The organism is Marinilactibacillus sp. 15R, assembly GCF_001895285.1.
Taxonomy (GTDB): Bacteria; Bacillota; Bacilli; order Lactobacillales; family Carnobacteriaceae_A; genus Marinilactibacillus; species Marinilactibacillus piezotolerans.
The window spans coordinates 1,981,568-2,003,553 of sequence record NZ_CP017761.1; the positions used below are offsets into that span (position 1 = coordinate 1,981,568).

At 34.5% G+C, this 21,986-nt stretch carries 19 protein-coding genes; 4 read left to right on the forward strand and 15 right to left on the reverse strand.

Going from position 1 to position 21,986, the window contains the following annotated elements; translation table 11 throughout:
• Positions 1-78: 78 nt before the first annotated feature.
• The 12 genes from smc to BKP56_RS09920 all read right to left on the reverse strand — a co-directional run bounded on the left by smc (position 79) and on the right by BKP56_RS09920 (position 15,080).
• Entirely contained in the window at positions 79-3,639 is a 3,561-nt protein-coding gene (gene smc / locus BKP56_RS09865) for a chromosome segregation protein SMC (protein ID WP_072694914.1), read from the reverse strand.
• A 63-nt stretch (positions 3,640-3,702) separates the two neighbouring features.
• Positions 3,703-4,401, reverse strand: coding sequence for a ribonuclease III (gene rnc / locus BKP56_RS09870; protein WP_072694915.1), 699 nt, complete (start codon positions 4,399-4,401; stop codon positions 3,703-3,705).
• A gap of 161 nt (positions 4,402-4,562) precedes the next feature.
• The gene (locus tag BKP56_RS09875; RefSeq protein WP_072694916.1) at positions 4,563-6,512 is read right to left on the reverse strand and encodes a BglG family transcription antiterminator; all 1,950 of its coding nucleotides are present in this window, start codon (positions 6,510-6,512) and stop codon (positions 4,563-4,565) included.
• Positions 6,513-6,598: 86 nt separating this feature from the next.
• Entirely contained in the window at positions 6,599-7,984 is a 1,386-nt protein-coding gene (locus BKP56_RS09880) for a glycoside hydrolase family 1 protein (protein WP_072694917.1), read from the reverse strand.
• Between the two features lie 13 nt (positions 7,985-7,997).
• Complete coding sequence (locus BKP56_RS09885) at positions 7,998-8,303, reverse strand: PTS lactose/cellobiose transporter subunit IIA (protein WP_072694918.1); 306 nt, start codon at positions 8,301-8,303, stop codon at positions 7,998-8,000.
• An 86-nt stretch (positions 8,304-8,389) separates the two neighbouring features.
• Positions 8,390-9,679 (reverse strand): PTS cellobiose transporter subunit IIC, encoded by a 1,290-nt coding sequence (gene celB, locus BKP56_RS09890; RefSeq protein WP_072694919.1) that lies wholly within the window; start codon positions 9,677-9,679, stop codon positions 8,390-8,392.
• 24 nt (positions 9,680-9,703) lie between these two features.
• The gene (locus BKP56_RS09895) at positions 9,704-10,015 is read right to left on the reverse strand and encodes a PTS sugar transporter subunit IIB (protein WP_072694920.1); all 312 of its coding nucleotides are present in this window, start codon (positions 10,013-10,015) and stop codon (positions 9,704-9,706) included.
• A 398-nt stretch (positions 10,016-10,413) separates the two neighbouring features.
• The gene (locus BKP56_RS09900; protein WP_072694921.1) at positions 10,414-11,682 is read right to left on the reverse strand and encodes a YcjF family protein; all 1,269 of its coding nucleotides are present in this window, start codon (positions 11,680-11,682) and stop codon (positions 10,414-10,416) included.
• A 169-nt stretch (positions 11,683-11,851) separates the two neighbouring features.
• Positions 11,852-12,556 (reverse strand): YrrS family protein, encoded by a 705-nt coding sequence (locus BKP56_RS09905; RefSeq protein WP_072694922.1) that lies wholly within the window; start codon positions 12,554-12,556, stop codon positions 11,852-11,854.
• A 157-nt stretch (positions 12,557-12,713) separates the two neighbouring features.
• Positions 12,714-13,853: a zinc-dependent alcohol dehydrogenase gene (locus BKP56_RS09910; protein WP_072694923.1), complete on the reverse strand. Its 1,140-nt coding sequence runs from the start codon at positions 13,851-13,853 to the stop codon at positions 12,714-12,716.
• Between the two features lie 138 nt (positions 13,854-13,991).
• On the reverse strand, positions 13,992-14,588 hold the full coding sequence (locus BKP56_RS09915) for an ECF transporter S component (RefSeq protein WP_072694924.1): 597 nt from the start codon (positions 14,586-14,588) through the stop codon (positions 13,992-13,994).
• 36 nt (positions 14,589-14,624) lie between these two features.
• Positions 14,625-15,080 (reverse strand): MarR family winged helix-turn-helix transcriptional regulator, encoded by a 456-nt coding sequence (locus BKP56_RS09920; RefSeq protein ID WP_156849246.1) that lies wholly within the window; start codon positions 15,078-15,080, stop codon positions 14,625-14,627.
• Between the two features lie 157 nt (positions 15,081-15,237).
• Here BKP56_RS09920 and BKP56_RS09925 point away from each other — a divergent pair, with 157 nt between their 5' ends.
• Positions 15,238-16,938 (forward strand): NFACT RNA binding domain-containing protein, encoded by a 1,701-nt coding sequence (locus BKP56_RS09925; protein ID WP_072694926.1) that lies wholly within the window; start codon positions 15,238-15,240, stop codon positions 16,936-16,938.
• 71 nt (positions 16,939-17,009) lie between these two features.
• Here the strand turns inward: BKP56_RS09925 and pyrR are convergent, their stop codons facing one another.
• Genes pyrR through lspA form a run of 3 tightly spaced genes read right to left on the reverse strand, consistent with a single transcriptional unit; the run spans position 17,010 to position 18,976 of the window.
• Positions 17,010-17,561 (reverse strand): bifunctional pyr operon transcriptional regulator/uracil phosphoribosyltransferase PyrR, encoded by a 552-nt coding sequence (pyrR, locus tag BKP56_RS09930; protein WP_072694927.1) that lies wholly within the window; start codon positions 17,559-17,561, stop codon positions 17,010-17,012.
• Between the two features lie 33 nt (positions 17,562-17,594).
• A complete protein-coding gene (locus BKP56_RS09935; RefSeq protein WP_072694928.1) occupies positions 17,595-18,500 on the reverse strand; it encodes an RluA family pseudouridine synthase in 906 nt (301 codons plus the stop codon).
• Positions 18,500-18,976, reverse strand: coding sequence for a signal peptidase II (gene lspA, locus BKP56_RS09940; protein WP_072694929.1), 477 nt, complete (start codon positions 18,974-18,976; stop codon positions 18,500-18,502). The genes BKP56_RS09935 and lspA overlap by 1 nt, the downstream gene beginning before the upstream one ends.
• Before the next feature lie 228 nt (positions 18,977-19,204).
• Between lspA and BKP56_RS09945 the strand changes: the two genes are divergently transcribed.
• Genes BKP56_RS09945 through BKP56_RS09955 form a run of 3 tightly spaced genes read left to right on the forward strand, consistent with a single transcriptional unit; the run spans position 19,205 to position 21,978 of the window.
• Positions 19,205-19,849 carry a YkyA family protein gene (locus tag BKP56_RS09945; protein ID WP_072694930.1) on the forward strand — a complete coding sequence of 215 codons (645 nt, stop codon included), beginning with the start codon at positions 19,205-19,207 and terminating at the stop codon, positions 19,847-19,849.
• A gap of 12 nt (positions 19,850-19,861) precedes the next feature.
• Positions 19,862-20,749 (forward strand): polysaccharide deacetylase family protein, encoded by an 888-nt coding sequence (locus BKP56_RS09950; RefSeq protein WP_072694931.1) that lies wholly within the window; start codon positions 19,862-19,864, stop codon positions 20,747-20,749.
• The gene (locus BKP56_RS09955) at positions 20,746-21,978 is read left to right on the forward strand and encodes a putative glycoside hydrolase (protein WP_072694932.1); all 1,233 of its coding nucleotides are present in this window, start codon (positions 20,746-20,748) and stop codon (positions 21,976-21,978) included. The genes BKP56_RS09950 and BKP56_RS09955 overlap by 4 nt, the downstream gene beginning before the upstream one ends.
• Positions 21,979-21,986 lie beyond the last annotated feature (8 nt).

Below are 21,986 nucleotides of genomic sequence, written 5' to 3' on the forward strand. Positions count from 1 at the left end.
GATTTGTTATATTGAAAGAATTTTTACCTAATTAGAAAAATAAATGAGCATTTTGAAAGATTGAATGATTTCTATGGGTCAAGAGACACCTTCTATTTGTTCAACATCCTTCAACCTTACAGATACTAATTTTGAAACACCTTTTTCCCGCATTGTAACTCCATATAAGCTATCAGCTTCTTCCATGGTTCCTTTTCTGTGAGTGATAACAATGAATTGAGTGTTCATTGAAAAGTTCTGCAAATACTTTCCAAATCTTGAAACGTTAGCTTCATCCAATGCAGCTTCTGCTTCATCTAATATACAAAATGGAATAGGACGCACTTCTATAATGGCGAATAGTAAAGAAATAGCTGTTAATGCTCTTTCGCCGCCGGATAAGAGACTTAAAGACTGTAAATTTTTTCCAGGTGGCTGAGCAACAATTTCAACTCCAGAAGTTAAAAGATTTTCTGGATCAGTTAATCGTAATTCAGCTTTTCCTCCCCCAAACATACGGGGGAAAACGAGAGTGAACTGTTCTTTTATCAGATCAAAAGTTTCTTTAAAGCGTTTAGCAACTTCTGAATCCATCTGATCCATCGTATCGTAAAGTTTTGCTTTGGCTTCAAGCAAGTCCCGTTGTTGATCACTTAAAAAAGTGAACCGGTCAAATACTTTTTCATATTCCTGAATCGCTCCAATATTTACAGGGCCTAATTCTTCAATTCCTTTTTTTAATAATTTAACTTTTTTCTGAGCTTCTTCTTCTGATAATTCAATTGGATCAAGTCTGGCTTCTTCAAAACTCAATCCATATTCTTCTGATAAATAAGTTAATAGATGATCTAATGAAACATCTGCACGGGAAGATTCAATTTCAATTTTGGATTTCAAATCACTAAGTCTTTGTTTATCGGCTTGTTTAGCAACTAAGCGATTTTCGATTTGGGTCTGTATAGCTTCAGTATTTTGTATTTCAGATTTCATAGAAGCTTCTCTTTCTCGAAGTTGTTTGTTATTTTGCTTGTAATTTAGTAATTGTTGTTGTAGTTCTTCCTTGGATCCGAAATTTTCCCCAGCTTCATAAGCCTTAAGGTCAGCGTGCAATAATTCAATATTTTCATCAATTTGATTTTTCTGATTTTTAAAATGAGCGACTTCGGCTTTTACAGCTGCTTGCTGTTCATTGACAGACTGTAAATTTGTTATCAGTGTTTCCAGCTCATTCTGGATTAGAAGTTTTTGAGTTTCTATATCTTCTTTTTCAGCAGATAATTCGTTCATTTCTTTTTTCTGCTTCTCCATTTTATCTTCAATCAGTTTTCTTTCAGTACTAATTTCTTCTAACCGTTTTTGGCTGTTAGAGAATTCTTTTTCCACGAGGCCAGATTCATAGGATAATGCTTGCTGCTCTCTGCTGAGACGAGTACGTTTTTCTTCAACAGAATTGAGTTCATTCTGAAGTTGTTTTTCTTCTACTCTTTTCTCTTCTCCGTTTGATCGAATCTCTTCCAGTTTATTGTTCACTATTGCCAGAGCATCTTTGTCTTTGGAAATTTCTTTTCTGCGTAGCTGGACTGTTTTTTCTGCTTCATCTATAAAAATATTTAAATCTTTTAATTCCTTTTTTTGAGAAAAAAGATGAGAATTGGAAGACCGTTTTCCGCCTCCGCCAGTCATTGATCCTCCGGCATTCATCATGTCTCCTTGAAGACTAACGACCCGGTAACGATAATTGACTGTTCGAGCTATTGTATTCGCAGCTTCTAATGATTCTGCTACAATGGTATTTCCTAATAAATTTTCCAGTATATTTGAAACTCGGTCATTATAATGAATTAACTCACTTGCTATCCCGATAAAACCTGGAATTTGTTTGGCAGAGTTTTTGATTTCTGGTCTTATCAGGCGGGGCTGGATCGTAGTAAGTGGCAGGAAAGTAGCTCTGCCGGCTCGTGTCGCTTTTAGATATTGAATTGCCTCACGACCAGCCAATTCATCTTCTACCACGATGAATTGACTGGTCGAGGATAATACTGTATCGATTGCTTCAACGTATGATTTGGGTACTTCGATTAGATCAGCAACAGTACCTATAATCCCAGTTAATTGTGATTTTTGTTTCATCACCGCTTTTACACCAGCAAAATAGCCTGCATAATTCTCCTGCATTTCAAGCAAGCTTGTTCTCTTTGCAATGGCTTGCTGCAATTTACTTTGAGATTGATTTAGACGCAATTCTTTATTTTCAATCGAACTAGTCAATGCATTCAGTTGCTCTTTTGTCGACTGAAAAGAATTCAATAAATTATTTACTTCTTTTTCAAGCTGAGAATGAAGTTCTGATTTAGCAGCAACTTCTTTTTCGAGTTCATTCAGTTCTTGAGATGTTTTTACTGAATTTCTTGAAACTTTTTCTTTAGAAACAGCTTGTTGTTGTAGTTGACGCTCCAGATAAGTTTGTTCATTTTTTAAAGTGGTTTGTTCTTGCATTAGATCAATATAAGCTGCACGTAGATTTTCTATAGCTTCTTCTCTATTGCCTTCTAAACGTTCTTTTTGTGCCTGTTTTTCGTTAATCTCGTTTTCTAAAGCTGTTTCTTTTTCAGATAGCCTCTTTGATTTGACAGTTACACTATCAAGCTGTGTTGTGATGGCTGACTTCTGTTCGTCTAATCTTTTAATTGCTGCTTTTTTTTCAGTTACAAATGCTTCTTTATGTTTCTCTTTTTCTGCATAAAGTGTTAAAGCTGATTCCGTACGTTCGATTGATTGGACAATCTGTAATAACTTATTTTGCAACTCTTCTCGCTGTTGTTCCAGTTTGAGATGATCAAGTTTATATTTTTGAAAATCTCGATTATCATCATCAATTGACTGCGTCAGTTCAGTAAGGTCTCCAGTAACTACAGAGAGCTTTTCCTGATTGTTCTCTACCGTTTGTTGTAACTGTTGGATCTTCATTACTGTATATCCAATATCAATTCCGGTTAATTCTTCTTTTTGTTCAATATATGATTTTGCTAAATCACTTTGAATCCTCAATGGTTCTACTTGTGCATCTAATTCATAAAGAATATCCTGTACCCGGTCAAGGTTATCTTGTGTATCTTCCAGTTTTCTTTCTGCACTCTGTTTTCGCATCTTGTATTTAAAAACACCTGCAGCTTCTTCAAAAATGGAACGACGGTCCTCTGCTTTACTATTAAAGATTGCCTCGACTTGACCTTGAGAGATAATAGAGAAAGATTCCTTTCCTAATCCAGAATCCATGAATAAATCTACAATATCTTTTAAACGACAAGTCTGTTTATTCATAAAATAATCACTCTCACCATTTCGATTGATTCGGCGAGTTACACTTACTTCTTCAAAGTCGACAGGAAGAAAGCCATCTTGATTATCTAAAATCAAGGTGACTTCTGCAATGTTTACTGATTTTCTTGAGTCAGTACCAGAAAATATAATATCATGCATCCGCCCCCCGCGAAGATTCTTGGCAGATTGTTCTCCCATTACCCAGCGAATGGCTTCGATTATATTACTTTTTCCACTACCGTTTGGTCCAACCACAGCTGTAACACCATCGTTAAATTCCAGTGTCGTTTTGTCGGCAAACGACTTAAACCCTTTTAGTTCTAGCCTCTTTAATTGCACAGACGTTTTCTCTCCTTGCTAACGTATAAAGCGATAAAAGAAAAATACTCTTTTTCGTTTCATTTAACTATTTTTTTCTAATGTCTGTAAGGCAACTCTAGCAGCTTCTTGTTCTGCTCCCTTTTTAGAACGACCTTTACCAGTACCTAATGAATCTCCTTCTACAAACACTTCTACAACGAATTGCCGATCATGATCAGGTCCAATTTCTTTTATGACCTGATACGCTATTGTTACGACACCGTTTTTCTGCAATAACTCCTGTAAAGCTGTTTTATGATCCATCCCATGAGAGAAAGCACCGGAATCAATTTTAGGAAATAAAACTCGTCTTAGAAAATCCATTACAGTTTCCATTCCCTGATCTAAAAATATGGCACCAACGAAGGCTTCAAAAACATCACACAATAGTGATGGTCTCTTGCGTCCGTTCATTAGCTCTTCACCTTTTCCCAGACGAAGAAACTGAGCTAATTCACATTCCTTTGCTAATTTTGCCAGACTTTCTGCTCTGACGATAGAAGCACGCATACGAGTTAATTGACCTTCTGGTAATTCGGGAAATTTTTTGTACAGATATTCAGAAACTGTTAATTCTAACACAGCGTCGCCTAAAAATTCTAAACGTTCTAAATTTTTTAATGTTAAGTCTCGGTGATCATTCGCATAGGATGAATGAGTAAAGGCTTCAATCAATAACTCATTATCATGAAATGTGATTCCAAAATTATTCTTTACATGCTCAAAAAGTTGTTCAGTCAAACTTTTACACTCCTTTCAATCAATTATATAACTATATTATACTTGAAAAAAAGTTAAAAATAAATATACAATCCATTCGTTGAGCTAATCTAATGCAGACTCTGTACAATACAAATAAAAAAGATACTTCGCTAAAAGTATCTTTATATCATATATATAGTTTATTTATTTGCTAGCGTTTGAATGATGGAAATAAAGTCATTATAAGATGAACACTGCAGCAATTTCGCAACGATAGCAGGAGTGTTAACAATTTTTCCTAGAATGTCATATAACAACTGCAAATCTTCCCGACTGTCTTTTTCAACATTCAACAAGCAGATGAATTGGACTTTTCTTTCTCCCCAAATAATGGGCTGATCTAATGTACAAAATGTTAAAAATGTTTTTGAAGTTTGAGGAGTAATAGGATGTGGGATAGCCACATTATTTCCATACGATGTTGGTGCAATTTCTTCTCTTTTTTCCAGTAATAACTGGTAGTCTGCTGGTAAAGCATGTATTGGTGTCAGTTTATCAACTAAAAAGTTAAAAACTTCTTGTTTAGACTTTAACGACTGGTTCAAATAGGTATGATCTTCATCGATAAACGCAATAGGATCTGAGTGAACATCCTTTATAAAGTGTTCAATTCTTGACAAATCATAGTGACTTAAAATCGTATTAACCTCTATAATGGGTACCGGCAGTGTATCTTTGATAGGTACAGCGCTGATAATAAAATCGATATTATCATAAGGGATTTCGTGAATTCTATATAATTCCGTCGTACCGACGACTTCTATTTCTGAACGGAATTCCGCAGTGACCTTGTACTGAATTAGTTTAGAACTACCTATTCCTGAAGCACAGACAATGTAGCATTTTTTTAAGAAATGTTTTTCCTTTTCTCTCTCCATTGCTGCACCTATATGCAAAGCGATATAGGCTACTTCATTCTCATCGATTTCCACGGATAAAGCTTTTTTGATTTCAAGCGCTGCAATAATTCCTGCTTCAAAAGCAAGAGGGTAGTGCGATTTAATATCTTCTAACATAGGATTACGAATATTCATATTGAATTTATAACGATTGATTGCTGGTTTTAAATGTAAAGCTAGACTCATAATCAGTTCCTGGTCATTTAAAAGAGATAAATTAAGTTCTTTTTTCAACTGTAAAAGGATCTGGTCAATTAATTTTTGAATCATTGGATCAATAACCTGCTCATATTGAGTCGTTGAATTATTGGATTCACCAATTAGTTTCGTACCAAGCAGATGAATCGCGATATAAGCGATTTCAATCGCTGGGAAAGTAACATGTAATGTTTGCTCTATCTGTTCAACAATTTTAGTAGCAACCTTGTATTCTTTCTGTGTTTGAATCTCTGATAAATCTTTTTCAACTAGAGCTACACTATAGCCTTCTTTGATTCGTTTGTAAGCAATAACAATATGTACAAACAAATTATTCAATGCTACATCAGAAAGTACAATCTCATTACGGTTAATTTGCTCAAGTAAAATAGACCACATATTATTTAAAATAAGTTCATTGATTTCAGCAATAGAGCTTACATGTTGCATTTGTAGAAGACTAGGTCCAGCCTTTTGTTGGTTGAATAAAAACTCTGAGATAGCAAATCGACGGTTTAATTCTGTTCCTTTTAAACTTATTCCATAATTTGGACGACTGATTAATTTTAGAGAATATGGTTCAAGCAATTGTTTGACTGTTTTTAAATCTGCTTGAATAGTCGACCGACTAACGTGTATTTCTTCACTTAGATCATCCAGTTTTACAGGATTGCTTTCACTTAAAAAAAGATTTAACAAATAATCGATACGCTCATTCGGGGTATCGGGATTATTACTGATTTGATCTAATGAATGATCAATTTGTTCTAAATATTGATTATATAAAAACTCATTAAAAATAGTGATTTTAAAACCCTTGCCTTTTAAAGCTTCTATTTGAGCGCCATTTATTTTTAAGTCTGTATTTAATTCCTTGATATCTTCTCGGATTGTTCTAGAAGAAACCTCAGTAACCGCTGCTAACTGAGTGCTTGTAATGGGTGTATTAGCAGAAGACAAAATATTTAGAATCTTGACTTTTCTATTTTCCATTAGACTTCCTCCTTTCCGGAACTTTAACACATGGTAAAAGCGCAGTAATCCTTTATCACTACGCTTATGTGTTAAACTGTTCAATTCTAATCGTTAAAACCATTTTTTTCTGACACTTCTGCAAACCACGAAGCACTTTTCTTCGCCGTTCTTTGCTGAGTTTTAAGGTCGACTGAAAAGAATCCATAACGGTTTTTGTAAGCATTCATCCAAGACCAGTTATCCATAAATGTCCATAGGTGATAGCCTTTCACATTACATCCTTCTTGAATTGATCTGTGCAGCCATTTTAAATGTTCTTTTATAAAATCAATACGATAATCATCTTCAATGCGTCCATTAACTAAGAATCGTTCTTCATTTTGAACGCCCATACCATTTTCAGAAATAAAGGACTCAATATTCCCATAGTTTTCTTTTAAATTAATCATAATATCATAAATACCTTTTTCATAGATTTCCCATCCACGATAAGGATTCATCTTTCTTCCAGGCATTTCATAATTATCAAAGAACCAGTCAGGCATAAAAGGACTATCTGGATTCGGTTGGGAATCTCTCGCTTTAACTCTTCTGGGTTGATAATAATTTACTCCAAGTAAATCTACAAGGTTCTCTTTGAGTAAATCTTTATCTTCAGGTTCGGTCTCTGGAAGTTGATTATATTCAGCAAGTAAGTCAATCAAATCTTGTGGGTATTCTCCTTTTACTGCTGGATCAAGAAAACTTCTATTAAAGAATAAATCACAAATATGAGAAGCTTTTAAATCTGCAGGATTTTGACTTCTGGGATATGAAGGCGTTAAGTTAAGAACAATGCCAATTTTACCATCGTAATTTTCATGATAAAGCTTAACTGCTTTAGCATGAGCAATCATTGTATTATAGCCTACTTGAACAGCTTTCTTTGCGTCAACGATGTTAGGATAATGAAAGTCGTATAAATACCCTCCTTCTACTGGTACGACAGGCTCATTGAACGTGAACCATTTCTTGACACGATCTCCAAATAATTCAAATACCTTTTCTGCATAATCAGCATATGCTTGGGTGACTTTGCGATTTTCCCATCCACCGATTTCCTGTAATTCCAAAGGCATATCAAAGTGATACAAGTTTACAAACGGTTCTACACCATTTTCAATCAAGTCATCAATCACTTTGGAATAAAAATCAACTGCTTCAGGATTAACTTCTCCTGTACCACCTGGAATCAATCGTGCCCATGATATTGACAACCTAAAACTATTATGATGAATTTTTTTCATATTAGCAATATCTTCTTTATAACGATTATAAAAGTCAGAAGTAACTTCAGGGCCTACATTTTCAAAGAAACGATTAGGCTCCTGTTCATACCACTGATCCCAGATATTTTTACCTTTGGTTCCATTCTCTCCACCTTCAGTCTGTGTTGCTGAAGCGGCACTTCCCCACCAGAAATTTTCTGGAAATTGATAGTCTAATGACATTTGTATTTCCTCCTTATCTTGTTCTATATATCTCAACTAGTTCAACAGCTAGATCTCGAACAGTCATAGCAGTCATTAAGTGATCCTGTGAATGAACAAGGATAATATTCAGTGGCTGTTCCTCTCCCCTAGCTTCATTTTGAAGTAGCTTAGTCTGATGTTGATGAGCTTTTCCTAGTTCTTCACTTGCCTCTTTTAGTTTATTATCGGCTTCTTCAAAGTTACCATCTTTTGCTTCATGAATTGCTTCCATCGCGCTTGATTTTCCATTACCTGCAAACAAGATAATTTGGAACGCAACCTCAGTCATTGTATCCATCATATAATCCTCCATAAAAACTAAAAGGAAAGCGAATGTTCAAAGACATCCGATTCCCTTTATGCAATTTTCTATTGTTATTTAACTTATTTCGTAGTTTGTGCTTTTTGTTCTTCGCCGTAATATTGATTGTCTAATACTTTCAAGAACGGTAACCAAATTACAAAAACAATACCCATATTGATTAGTTGCATAACTGCACCCATGATTTTATTTCCCGTTGCTAAATATCCACTCAGCAATGCGGGAGTTGTCCATGGAACTATCAGTCCAGCTGGTTTTGGAGCGAATCCAATATCCATCGCAAAGTATGTTACGATTGCTACAACTACTGGTGCTAGTAACCAAGGAATCAATACTAATGGGTTCATGATAATCGGTAACCCAAAGATAATAGGCTCATTAACATTAAATATACCAGCGGGTCCACCAAGTTTTCCAAGTTCTCTTAGCTGACGACTCTTAGTTACTACGAAAATTGCAACAATAACTGCTAAAGTCATCCCGGATCCACCAATACCAACGATAAAAGTATCCATAAATTGTTTCGTAACAATATTTGGTAATTCTTCGCCAGATTGGAAAGCAGAAAGGTTTTGCTCGTTTAGAGAATACCAGATTGGATCAAAAACAGAGTTAACAATAATTTGTCCGTGTAACCCAAAGAACCAGAATACTTGAATCAATAATACAGCAATAATTGTAGCAGGTAGTCCACTACCTAATGCTGTAAGCGGTTGTTGAATTAAAGTATATATGAAGTTCTGAACTGTTTCAAATGATGTAAAACTAAATAGAATTCGAATGACTAAAAACACGGTCAATGTTAAAGTAATAGGAATCAATGCACTAAATGATCTGGATACAGCATCTGGTACCCCAGCTGGCATTTTGATTGTCAGATTTTTTCTTACAAAAAAGTGATATAACTCAGCAGATATAAAAGCTGTAAAAATACCTAAGAACATTCCTTCTGCTCCTAAGGCACTTGTTGGTATAACACCAGAAACATCTTCAAGAACTTGTGGTGTCAATACTAAAAATGATGCTAAGGCGACTACTCCTCCATAGATAGCCTCGCCTCCACGCTGTTCTACCATTTTAAATCCTATACCAATAATAACAAATAATCCCATAATGCTTAAAGTAGCAGCAGAAGCTGGTCCTAATGCATTTTGATAGGCAGTATAGGCTTCTTCGCTGATGACTCTATCTAAAAATGGCAAGTTAGCAATAACAACAAAAATTGATCCGAATATAATTAAGGGTAACGCTACCATAAAACCATTTCTTAAGGCTGTCAGATAGCGGTTATTGTTTAGCTTATCTGCAATTGGTAAAAGAATATCTTCTAATACACTCATAAACTTATTCATTTTAGTCCTCCAGTTTCTCTCAGTTTAACTTTGATCAATTAACTCAATAGCTTTATTTAAAACGGCTACTCCGTCAACTCTACCATATGCTACAGGATCAATTACATCTAATGGGATCCCGACTTTTTCAGCAGTTACTGCAAATTTCTTTTTCATAAAGCGCATTTGAGGGCCAATCAATAAAACATCAGCTTCTTCCATGTCGGTCTCTGCTTTATCTTGTGCTACAGCCCAAATCTTAACTTCTTCCCCGCGTTTTTCTGCTTCTTCTTCCATTTTTGTCACCAGTAAACTTGTTGACATACCTGATGAACAAGCAAGTAAAATCTTTTTCATTTTATTTCCTCCTTTCTGTTTTTTTCTTTCGATACTCATATATTAATGTAATACCGCTTACATATCCATGTGGTTAATTTCCGTTAGGAAGTGGAAGTTTTATATTTGTTCTCAGGTAATTATAGAAAAATCTTCTAGAACAGTAAAAAACGTTAGGAATCAAAGAATACCAGTGGGTCTTTGATTTCTAACGTTTGATTTTATAGTAAATTTCTAAGGTAAACAATGGATGTAATGAAGTAATAGACCATTGCAGGACCACTGCTCAACGAAATTCGATTCGAAATAGCTGGAGCTAATCAACACAATCCTTTAAGAGAACTATTTAAGAGTATGAAATTAAATGCTATCTAGTGGAGCACCAAAAATAGGGATACGTGAATATAAATAATAGATTTTTAATGTTTATTTTGATGTTTCTCAATAGTTTTCTTGATGGTGGGTATAATCTTTTTGTAAAAAGGTAAAGATTGATTTTGCTGAATATCATATTCATTTAATGCAGTTTCTAATTCAGACCCCTCTTCAAATTCCAATTCTTTATTATTGATCTGTTTACGATTTAGTTTGATATTTTTTTTGAATTGTCTGGTCATCAGCTTTTCGATGAGGGACAAGTCGATCGATTCACCAGCTTTTTCCTTTGCTGAAATCACACTAAGAACTTCAATGTAGCTAATTGCTAAAGCGCTAGTAACAACCGATGCAGTGGTACCACTGATAATACCACCCACAATAGTCCCTGCACCTGGAATGAATTTAAAAGCATTGGCTACTAATGTTTTACCTAATAAAGTAGCTGAACTTGTTCCGCCAACAGCAGCTACAATGGAAACAATCGTAGATTTATCTAAGGAAATACCGAATATTGCTGTTATATGAGCAAGTAACGTTATTTGCATCGGCACCAACACAGAGGCATCAGAAAAAGGGATCGGAATAAATCCTACACCAAAACTCGTCGCTACATATCGAGTTGCCCAGCGTCTAGCATCTTTTGCTTTCTTCTCGATGTCTGCCTGCTGGGCATTCGTAAAAGCTTTTTGTACATCCTTTGGGATAAGCTGAAGGGATTTAGCTACTAATTCTTTCAAGCCAAAAGCAGGGATAACATAATCATCGGAAATTTCATATGGTTCTGACATGATCGTTTGAATAGCTGCTACTGGAAGATTCATGTTTTCTAAATATCTTTTAAATTCTTCGGCTGGTTTGCCGATAGCTTGAGTTAATACAAGTATGACCGGAATTTTATCCGCAATATCTCTTATTAATTCTAACTCCATATCCTCAATACGAGATGAGGTAGCTTGAATACAATAATAAGCAACATGTATTGCCTCTTGGCTGTTTTTATGTTTCTTAATTAAATCAAATACTTCTTGTTTTACCTGATTTTGGATAGATTGCTCTAGTTCTAATCCTCTAGTGTCGTAAAGTACAATTGGTATACTTTGTTTTGAAATTTTTCTCAAGTGTTTAGTGACTGGTTTACCAATTCCAGTATCGGCTAACTTTTCTCTAAAAATATTATTGATTAGTGTGCTTTTCCCTACTCCAGTTTTCCCTGCAATAAGGATATTGACTGGATCCATATTTTCTACTTCTTTTTCAGTTTTATCCAATATTTCTTGAATCACATTAAGCTTATCGCCTGATAATTTCATAAATTGCCTCCTACTGTTAACATGATTATAAATAGTTTACCATGAACTTTTACTAAAAAGGAAGAATCAAGATTGTAAGGCCCTATCGAATCAGGAATGAATAAAAAGCATTCTAACAACTTATTATATAAAGAGGTTAGAATGCTTTTTATATTTAAATGATTAGTTATCATTTATATTCAGAAGGAACTTCCGATAATTCTTCAATTCGAGTCGCCTGCCATCCTTCTTCTTCAATAAACTGCAGATAAATTCTATATACTTCTGATTCACCTTGATTAGAGACTGTAGCTTCTACTCGATTGGGACCATCACCGGCAATCCACCATTCAATAATAGTATCTGATTCTAATCCAGTAACTGATGTAATAGCCTGGTTGATTTCAATACGATCTTGTGAGCCATCATTGAAATTTGTAATATGATCTCCAGATTGTTCTGTACCGATTGGGGACCATTGTCCAGTATAAGCTTTCTCAACAAGTGGATCCTCAGAATCAACTTCTTCAACATTATTTAATTCAGATTCACTGTCATTTTCATCAGTTGTTTCATCATTTTCCACTTGATCTTGACTGTCTTCTTCACTATTTTCGTCTTGACTTAGTTCATCAGATTCTGCCTGATTTTCTTCATTTTCATTCTGATCCGTTTCTCCTGTTTCATTCTGATCAATCTCAGTATTTAATTCTGAGCTAGGTGCTATATTTTCTGAAAGTTGATTTGTATTATTATCACGAATGACAAAAACATAAGTGAGCAAAGCCAATAAAATTAAGACTAGAACAGCAATTACAATATAGTAAATTTTATCGAATTTATTTTCAGGTTTGTTTCTTTCAGTACGAGATTGATTTGAGTGATTTCTTTTCATGAAACTGTATCTCCTTTATAATATTACACTTTTTCATATTATTAGGATAGTTTATCACACAAAGATTTCAATATTGAGTATATCGCATAACAACTAAACAACAAAAACACGCTTTCTGCATTACAATTAAACAGAAAGCGTGCAAAGTACTAGTTAATTAAGGTTTGAGCACTACTTTTATATTATTGTCTTCTTTTTTATCGAAAATATCATAGCCTTTAGCGGCATCTTCTAGTGGCATAGTGTGCGTAATAATATCTGTAGGATCAAATTCATTATTTCTGATTTTTTCGTAAAGCTTCGGCATTAGATGCGGCACTGGAGTTTGTCCAGTTTTTAAGGTTACATTTCTAGCGAATATATGATTGATTGGAAAAGTTGTTGCTGGAGTTAAATAAACACCGGTTAACATGATTGTACCAAATTTTTTGACTGCTGCACTGGCCATTTCAATTGGTCTTGTTGTTCCTTTTTGAGGAGAAATCAGATTAGTCACTTTTTCAAGTTTTCGTTCTTTTCCATCCATTCCAACACAATCAATCACAACATCGGCTCCGCCGTGTGTCATATCCAAAAGCGCCATACTAGGTATATCAACTTCTTCAAAATTCAACGTTTCAATTCCGATTTTTTTCGCTGAATACTCCAAGCGATGTTTAACGCTGTCTACTGCAATAACTCTTTTAGCACCTTTCATTTTAGCAAACCTTTGAGCAAATAGCCCAACTGGTCCAGAACCAAGTACAATGACAGTATCACCTGGTTTTACACCAGCGTGTTCTACACTCCACCAAGCTGTTGGAACGATATCAGATAAAAACAAAACCTTCTCATCTGGAACTTCATTATCCGGTACTTTGAATACAGAATGGTCAGCATGAGCTACACGCATGAATTCTGCTTGTCCACCAGGATAATCCCCGTTTAATTTACCAAATCCAAACAACCCACCATAATCAACTTCCGGGTTCTTATTTGATTCATCACACTGGCTTTCCATATCGTTTTTACAAAAATCACAATGACCACAACTAACATTAAATGAAACTACAACTCTATCACCAACTTTAAGATGCTTTACATCTGGTCCAACTTCTTCAATGATTCCCATTGGTTCATGTCCTACAATATAATCATCATTTAAAACAAGATTCCCATTATGATATAAATGTAAATCAGATCCACAAATAGCTGTTGAGGTAACTCTGATAATAGCATCAGTAGGCTCTTCAATTATAGGATCTGGAACGGTCGTTACCTGCATTTTTTCTTTACCCTGAAATGTTACTGCTCTCATTTTTCTTACCCCTTTCAAATAGTTTGTACAGAACAAATTTAGCATGATTCAAACATAATAGAAAATAAAACGCTTGTTTTAGTTAAAAAAAGTCTTTTAAGGTAGGTAACCTTAAAAGACTTTCTAATATATTTGAATTTAATGTTTGATTTTTTTAAGAGGATTAGTGATCAAAGGAGCAACGATAGCAGCAACGATAGCTTCTGCCACGCCACTTGTTCCGACTATAACTAGAAGAACTCCTGCAAGATTACTTAAATCAACATTTATCGCCTGAGCATATCTAGCCCCATAAAAGATATAGATAAAGAGCAAAACTAAAATTGTATTTGTGAAAGAACCAATAACCGCAGATATTGCCATAGAAATTCTATCTTTATCAGGCCAGAACTTCTTCAGGAACTGATAACTCCAACCTGTCAGTAAACCAATTAAAATACGCGGTAACAAAGCTATAAGAGGATTAGTCCATAACCACCAATCCAGAGGTGTTGCTGGTACAGTATAAGCTCTAACCATTCTTGTAATGCCCCATACAGCACCTATGATCATCCCGTCTTTCGTTCCTAAAGTCAATGTTGCAACAATGACAGTAATATGAATGATTGTTGGATTAAGTGGCGGTATTGGAATATTTCCTAAGAATGGTACAAAGTTCTGAATCAATATAATTGCTGTTAATATTCCTAAAATTGCTAAACGATAAGGATTGGATTTTTTTCTACCTAAAGGCATAAGATTCCTCTTTTCTTAATATGAAATCTATTATAACTATTGGATTTTAGATAGTCCATTTGTCAAACTTCTATTTAATCTACCTATTAATACTGAAAGTAATTGCTTTTCTTCTTCAGTCCACCCTTCCAGAATGTCTGAGAATATCTTTTGAGCAGCAGTATTGTACTCTTGAAATTTTGATTTAGCATCTTCAGATAGAGTAAAATAAGCATACCGTTTGTCATCACCAGTTGTTTTAACGACTAAGCCGTTTTTAACTAAAGTATTCATCTGTCTGCTAACTGTTGATTTATCTAATTGGCTTTGTTCAGTAATTGACTTTAGGGTAGCTTGTTCTTCTCCAAGAATTTCAATTAGATTTAAAGCAGAAGCAGATATATTATAATCTGTCAGTAAATTCTGAGTCATTTTTTTATATAAGGATTGTAGTTCTGCCAGTTTTAATAAAATTTCATTCGTATCGACTGATGGTGTCATATCATCGCTCACTTTCTAAACTGATTTCATGCTGAAAACAACTATTTGTACGTGTCAACTATACCATTGTTTAATTACTTGGGCAATGGTTTTTGTTACTGTAGAATGGTGTTGACCTCTTAAAAATGCTATACTAAAAAGGAGTCTCGTCTGAAAGGAGACAGTTAAAATGTCATTTGATGGATTATTTACACATGCAATGGTAACGGAATTGAAAGAAACACTCATAGGTGGAAGAGTTGCGAAAATTCAGCAACCTTATGATAACGAAGTCATTTTTAAAATTCGTGCCAATAGAAAAAATATTCAGCTCTTATTATCTGCACATCCCCAGTACGCTCGCATGCAGATAACTGATATACCTTTTGAAAACCCTACTTCTCCACCCCAGTTTTGTATGGTAATGAGGAAGTATTTGGATGGAGCAATTCTAGAGGATATAAAGCAATTTGAAAACGACAGAGTAGTTGAGTTTTCATTTAATAGTCGTAATGAATTGGGAGATATAGAAAATCTAGTACTGATTGTTGAGATTATGGGTAGACACAGCAATATTTTATTGGTTAAAAAGCAGGAAGAAAAAATCCTTGAAACAATCCGACATATCTCATCAAGCCAAAATACCTATCGTACTTTAGTGCCGGGTGCCCAATATAGACAAGCACCAACCCAAAACAAGAACAACCCTTTCCACTTTGATAAACCATTACCGATCGCGTCATTACCTACTAATGAAAAAGTTAAATGGATACAGCAAACCTTTCAAGGTTTTGGTAAAGATTCTGCAGAAGAATTAGCTTTTCAAATAGAAACGCATCCTGACGATGCGCCAGCCCTAGTTTTCCAAAAATTTATGGAGCCATATAAAAAGCAGAATTTAACTCCTACTTTGACAAAAGTCAAAAACAAAGAATATTTTACAGCTGTCAAATACGATTCACTTGTGGGAGAACAAATCCTATTTAAAACGCTTAGTGCTTGTGCAGATCGTTTTTATGGTAATAAATCTGAACGAGATCGAGTTCAGCAACAAGCCAATGATCTATTCGGTCTAGTAAAAAATGAAACGGAACGAAATGAAAAGAAATTGATTAAGCTTGAAAAAGAGTGGCAGCAAACTCAAAAAGCAGATCAATATCGTATTAAGGGAGAAGTTTTAACGGCCTATCTTCATGAGATTGAACAAGGGATGGAGTCCGTTACTCTAGATAATTTCTATGAGGAAAATGAAAAAATTGAAATAGATTTGGATCCCCGTAAAACCCCTTCTAAAAATGCTCAGGCTTATTTTTCTAGATATCAAAAATTAAAAAATGCTATTAAGCATCTTGAAGGTCAGATAAAAAGCACAAAAGCAGAAATTCAGTATTTAGAGTCAGTCATGACACAAATGGAAGTAGCTTCTCCAAGAGATGTCGAAGATATAAGAGATGAGTTACAAGCCGGCGGATATATAAAGAAAAAACGCAAGCAACAAAAAGGAAAAAAACGTCAGTCCACAAAACCAGATCAATTTCTATCTTCGGATGGCACCTTGATACTGGTAGGAAAAAACAACCTGCAAAATGATGAATTGACTATGAAAACAGCCCGAAAAACAGATTGGTGGTTACACACTAAAGATATTCCGGGATCACATGTTATTATACGAAGTGAGCATCCTTCTGAAGAGACTATAGAAGAAGCTGCAGCAATTGCTGCATATTTTAGTAAATATCGTTTATCTGCTTCAGTCCCTGTTGATACAGTTCAAGTCAAACATATCCGAAAACCAAACGGTGCTAAACCTGGATTCGTCATTTATGAAGGCCAAACGACTTATTATGTAACGCCTAAAGAAGAATTAATAAATAAACTGAAAAAAAGTTAACTATAGCTTAAAACATGCCTATCCCCTCTTATCACTTTTGTAGTGTACAAGTTGAAGATAGGCATGTTTTTTTAGATTTCTTCAGTTTTGATAATTTCTACAGCATTTTTATGGTCCACTTCTATAACAGATACTTTAACCTGTTCTTTCATTGAAGTTGGAATATTTTTCCCAATAAAATCTGCTTTAATTGGAATTTCACGATGTCCTCTATCAATCAATGAGGCAACAAGGATTTTTTTAGGTCTTCCAAGATCAATTACAGCATCCATTGCTGCTCTAATTGTTCGACCAGTAAAGATAACATCATCAACTAATATAACGACCTTATTTTCTACTGAGACAGAAAAATTTTGTCCTTTAACTTCAGGATTTCCAACTTCATCAGGAAAATGACGATCATCTCGATATAAAGTAATATCCAATTCTCCAACTGGAATCATCTTTCCTTCAATTTGCTCGATACGTTCTGCAATTCGATTGGCAATGTGTATTCCACGTGTTTTAATTCCTGCCAAAATTAAATGATCAATCCCTTTATTGCGCTCAATGATTTCATAAGAAATCCGAGTTAAAGCTCTCTGCATAGCAATTTCATCTAAAACGGTAACAGTTGTAGCCAATTAAGATAACCTCCTTAATAAATATAATAGGCATTATTGTTTCCTTAAAATCTCAAGTGTTTCTTGAAAAATTTCTGGTATTGGAGATGAGAACTTCATTTCTTTCCCCGTAGTCGGGTGTGTAAAACCTAAAGTTTCAGCATGCAAAAACTGCCCATTTCCCTTAATTGTTTTTCTAGGTCCGTAAATTGGATCACCAGCCAAAGGATGTTCGATATAATCCATATGGACCCTAATTTGATGAGTTCGACCTGTTTCAAGAATTAACTTTATTAAAGTATATTTGTTGAATCTTTCAATAACTTCAAAATGAGTTACAGAGGGTTTGCCGTTATCGACAACTGCATATTTTTTTCTATTACTAGAATCTCTTCCAATAGGGGCATCAATCGTGCCTTTATCATGATGAATTAAACCGTGGACTAAAGCAATATATTCTCTCTGTGCTTTTTTTTCTTTTAACTGTTCAGATAATTTTTCATGCGCAACATCATTTTTTGCTATCATTAATAACCCTGAAGTATCTTTATCAATTCTATGCACTATTCCAGGTCGAATTTTCCCGTTTATTCCAGACAAGTCTTTTATATGATACAACAAAGCGTTAACAAGTGTACCAGAACTATGACCAATAGATGGATGAACTACCATACCTTGAGGTTTGTTGACAACCAAGACATCTTGATCTTCATAAATAATTTCAATGCTTATATCTTCAGGTTTTGCATCTATAACTTCGGGCTCGGGTATATTGACTTCGATTATATCTTCTGATTGTACTTTGTAATTGGATTTAACTGAAGAGCCATTGACAGTTATGTGCCCTTCTTTAATTAAACTTTGAATTTGTGAACGAGAAGCATCTGTTACTTTCTCAGTTATAAACTTATCAATACGTTCGTTTATTCCTTCATTTGAAAATGTATAGTGATCCTTCATTACTTATCAGCTGCTTTCTTTTGTTTGTATAATTTGATTTCATCGATAATCAAGTAAAGAATCATCAGTGCTACACCAATAGTTAAAGCTGAATCTGCAACATTAAAAATTGGAAACTGAATAAATTCAAGTTGGAACATATCTACTACGAACTGATGAAATAATCTGTCTATCAAATTTCCAACTGCACCAGCCAATAAAAAAGATAAAGCTGTTGAAAACAACTTACTCTGACGTCCTTGAGTGTGCAAATAATATAGAATTACTCCAACGACAATTAGTGTGACAATATAGAAAAACCACATTTGTCCCTCTAAAATACTCCAAGCTGCCCCAGTATTTTGATGATAGGTAAGTGATAAGACATTTGGAATGACTTCTACTGTTTCACGTAAGGGTATGTTTTGAACCGTTAAGTATTTTACGAGCTGATCAATACAGATAAAGATCGCTGCAATAATATAATAAATAACCATGTTGACCTCTTTTCTTAAATAAGATACCTCTTAATTGTACCTTATTTTGAGTGTGAAAAACATACTTATAACCATTTTCATTCTTTAATACTTCTAAGTTTTTTAGTAGAACCTGCTAAAATATTATTCATTTCCTTTTTAACTGATGTATATTTTTGTTATACTCTTTTGGTAACACTTTTATAAGCATATAGACTTGTATTATTTTATTTAAAGGAGATCTTTGTAATGATAAAGAAAAAATATATTCTAGCGAATCTTGGTCTCTCGGCGTTTCTTCTAGCAAGCTGTGATGGAGAAAATATTGAAGAGATGGAGACATCAGTCAATGAAATCGATCAGATTCATGATGATATTATCACAGAATTAAATGCATTAACCGAGGAAGAAACAATGCTTCAAGATGCATTTGATGAAACACTTAAATCAGATGAAGAGTTGACAACTTTCTCAGATGGTTCTGCTGTTGTTTTTCAAAATATTGAATCGAGAAGAGAACATTTAGATTCAATTAATAGTCTAAATGAACAATTTGAAGAGCAAGAAGAAATTTTAGCTTCTTATGAAGGCGAAAGTTTATCAGGTGAAGAACTCGATGGTTTAAACAGTAAAATTGATGAATTTTCATCTCAACTTCAAGGATTTACAACCGATTATGATGCTTCACTCACCTCACAAGAGGAATACTTTACTTCTATCGGCAGCGAAGAAGCAAATTATGATACTTTTTCAGATGGTATTAATACAATAAATGAACAACAAACAAGTATTCAAGAAGACTTAGTTATTTTAGATGAGACATTAGTTACTTTAGATACACATATTACAGAAGCACAAGAAATGATTGAAACAGCACTTACTGAAAATGAATAAGGAGAATAACTTATGAATAAATCAAAATATGCTTTTTTGTTCACCTCTGTCCTACTCTTGTCTGCTTGCGGAAATGATGAAAATACACCTACTACTGAAAATGAACAAGCTGCTGTTGATTCAAAAACTAAAAACGATGAAACGACGACTGAAGAAAATGAAGTAGAATCAGAAGAACCGGAAATAAACGAAGATGGTTCAGATATCACTGAAGAGGAAAATGAGCAAATTGAATTTCAATACCAAGTAAATACTGAAAATTATGCATATATTAATCCAATTGAAGGTACACAAGCAAATAAAAAAATTGCTTTGCTTACATATGATGATGCTCCTGATCAACATGCACTTGAGATTGCGGAATCTTTAGTCGACCTAGATGCAAGAGCTATTTTCTTTGTTAATGGTATGTACCTTGAAGATGATGAAGGAAAAGAAACAATCAGAAAAATCTATGATATGGGATTTGAAATTGGAAATCATAGTCAGACACACGCCAGTCTACCAGATATCAGCGAAGAAGAACAATATGATGAAATCGTTAAAACCAGTGATTTAGTAGAAGAAGCTACTGGTGAACGACCTCGATTTTTCCGAGCGCCATTTGGTTCAAATACTGATTATTCAACTGAACTAGCTCATGAACAAGGTATGGAATTAATGAATTGGACTTATGGATATGACTGGAATGCAGAATATCAAGATGCAGATGCACTTACGGATATCATGCTTAATACCAATTTGTTGGTATCGGGATCTAATTTATTAATGCATGATCGACAATGGACAATGGAAGCTACGCCTGATATTGTTACAGGCTTACGTGAGAAGGATTATGAAATAATTGATCCTGCCCTTATTAAATCAGTAAACAATGAAAGTGAGGATTTTGAATTATGAATTTGAAAAAGAAAATTATCATAGGAACTTCAAGTTTAATTACTTTAGTTTCCTTAGCCCCTTCAACTGTTCTTGCAGATGAAAATTCTGATCAGCCTAAAGAAGGAGAAACAAAATTTTTAACACTTTCTCAAGAACCAATTCTATCTGTTCCTGAAGAATTCCCTAGTCAATTCAAATATGACAGCGGTGTTGATATTGACTATCCAGAAGATGGAGTTAAAGGGATTTTCGTAACAGGCTACTCTGCTGGCGGCTCTAAAATGGATAGCTTAGTTAAAATGTTAAATGAAACGGAATTAAATTCAATGGTAGTAGATGTGAAAGATGATAATGGAAATATGATGATGCCACTTGGATCAGATAATGAATTAATCAATCAGTCTACCCAAAACGTTGTAGATCCTGAAGAGTTTATGAATACTATGGAAGAAAATGATATTTACCCTATCGCCCGAATTGTGGTCTTTAAAGATACTAAATTAGCAAACGATCGCCCAGATCTATCATTCACCGATGAAAACGGAGAGGTTTGGCAAAATGGTGGTAATGAAAGTTTTGTTAATCCTTTTGAAAAAGAAGTCTGGGAATATAATGTTGAAGTAGCTAAACAGGCCGCAAAATTAGGATTCAAAGACATTCAATTTGACTATGTTCGCTTTCCTGAAGGATTTGAAAATCGAGATGAAGAATTGACTTATTCTCGAGGCGATTATGCGGAAAGTGATTTGAATAATACAAAACAACGGGTTGAAGCAGTAACTGACTTTGTTGCATATGCTAGACAAGAACTACAATCGTATGATGTAGATGTTTCCGTAGATATCTTTGGTTATGCTGCAACTCTAGAGGAAACACCAGGCATTGGTCAGAATTTCTCTCGTATCGCAGAGAATGTAGATGCTATTTCTTCAATGATCTACCCTAGTCATTGGGGAGTTGGTTCTTTAGGTATAGATCGCCCAGACTTGGAACCGTATAAAGTTGTAGATAATTATATGGAATATGAAAATGATATTTTTGAACAATTAGGTGATAAGGCTCCAACTTCAAGACCATGGTTACAGGACTTTACGGCTTCTTACCTTGGTTCTGGTTATTACAAGCAGTATGGCGCTGAAGAAGTTCAAGATCAGATTCGTGCATTGAATGAACATGGAATAAATGAATTCCTGCTGTGGAATGCTGGAAATGTATATTCTGAAGATGTTCAATATAGTTTTGATTAAATAAAAAA

Bases quoted from the DNA above. Each gene is read 5' to 3' on its own strand.
- BKP56_RS09875 (WP_072694916.1), bottom strand. From the start codon at position 6,512: ATGGAAAATAGAAAAGTCAAGATTCTAAATATTTTGTCTTCTGCTAAT.
- BKP56_RS09880 (WP_072694917.1), bottom strand. From the start codon at position 7,984: ATGTCATTAGACTATCAATTTCCAGAAAATTTCTGGTGGGGAAGTGCC.
- BKP56_RS09885 (WP_072694918.1), bottom strand. From the start codon at position 8,303: ATGGATACAATGACTGAGGTTGCGTTCCAAATTATCTTGTTTGCAGGT.
- celB (WP_072694919.1), bottom strand. From the start codon at position 9,679: ATGAATAAGTTTATGAGTGTATTAGAAGATATTCTTTTACCAATTGCA.
- BKP56_RS09895 (WP_072694920.1), bottom strand. From the start codon at position 10,015: ATGAAAAAGATTTTACTTGCTTGTTCATCAGGTATGTCAACAAGTTTA.
- BKP56_RS09900 (WP_072694921.1), bottom strand. From the start codon at position 11,682: ATGAAATTATCAGGCGATAAGCTTAATGTGATTCAAGAAATATTGGAT.
- BKP56_RS09905 (WP_072694922.1), bottom strand. From the start codon at position 12,556: ATGAAAAGAAATCACTCAAATCAATCTCGTACTGAAAGAAACAAACCT.
- BKP56_RS09910 (WP_072694923.1), bottom strand. From the start codon at position 13,853: ATGAGAGCAGTAACATTTCAGGGTAAAGAAAAAATGCAGGTAACGACC.
- BKP56_RS09915 (WP_072694924.1), bottom strand. From the start codon at position 14,588: ATGCCTTTAGGTAGAAAAAAATCCAATCCTTATCGTTTAGCAATTTTA.
- BKP56_RS09925 (WP_072694926.1), top strand. From the start codon at position 15,238: ATGTCATTTGATGGATTATTTACACATGCAATGGTAACGGAATTGAAA.
- BKP56_RS09935 (WP_072694928.1), bottom strand. From the start codon at position 18,500: ATGAAGGATCACTATACATTTTCAAATGAAGGAATAAACGAACGTATT.
- lspA (WP_072694929.1), bottom strand. From the start codon at position 18,976: ATGGTTATTTATTATATTATTGCAGCGATCTTTATCTGTATTGATCAG.
- BKP56_RS09945 (WP_072694930.1), top strand. From the start codon at position 19,205: ATGATAAAGAAAAAATATATTCTAGCGAATCTTGGTCTCTCGGCGTTT.
- BKP56_RS09950 (WP_072694931.1), top strand. From the start codon at position 19,862: ATGAATAAATCAAAATATGCTTTTTTGTTCACCTCTGTCCTACTCTTG.
- BKP56_RS09955 (WP_072694932.1), top strand. From the start codon at position 20,746: ATGAATTTGAAAAAGAAAATTATCATAGGAACTTCAAGTTTAATTACT.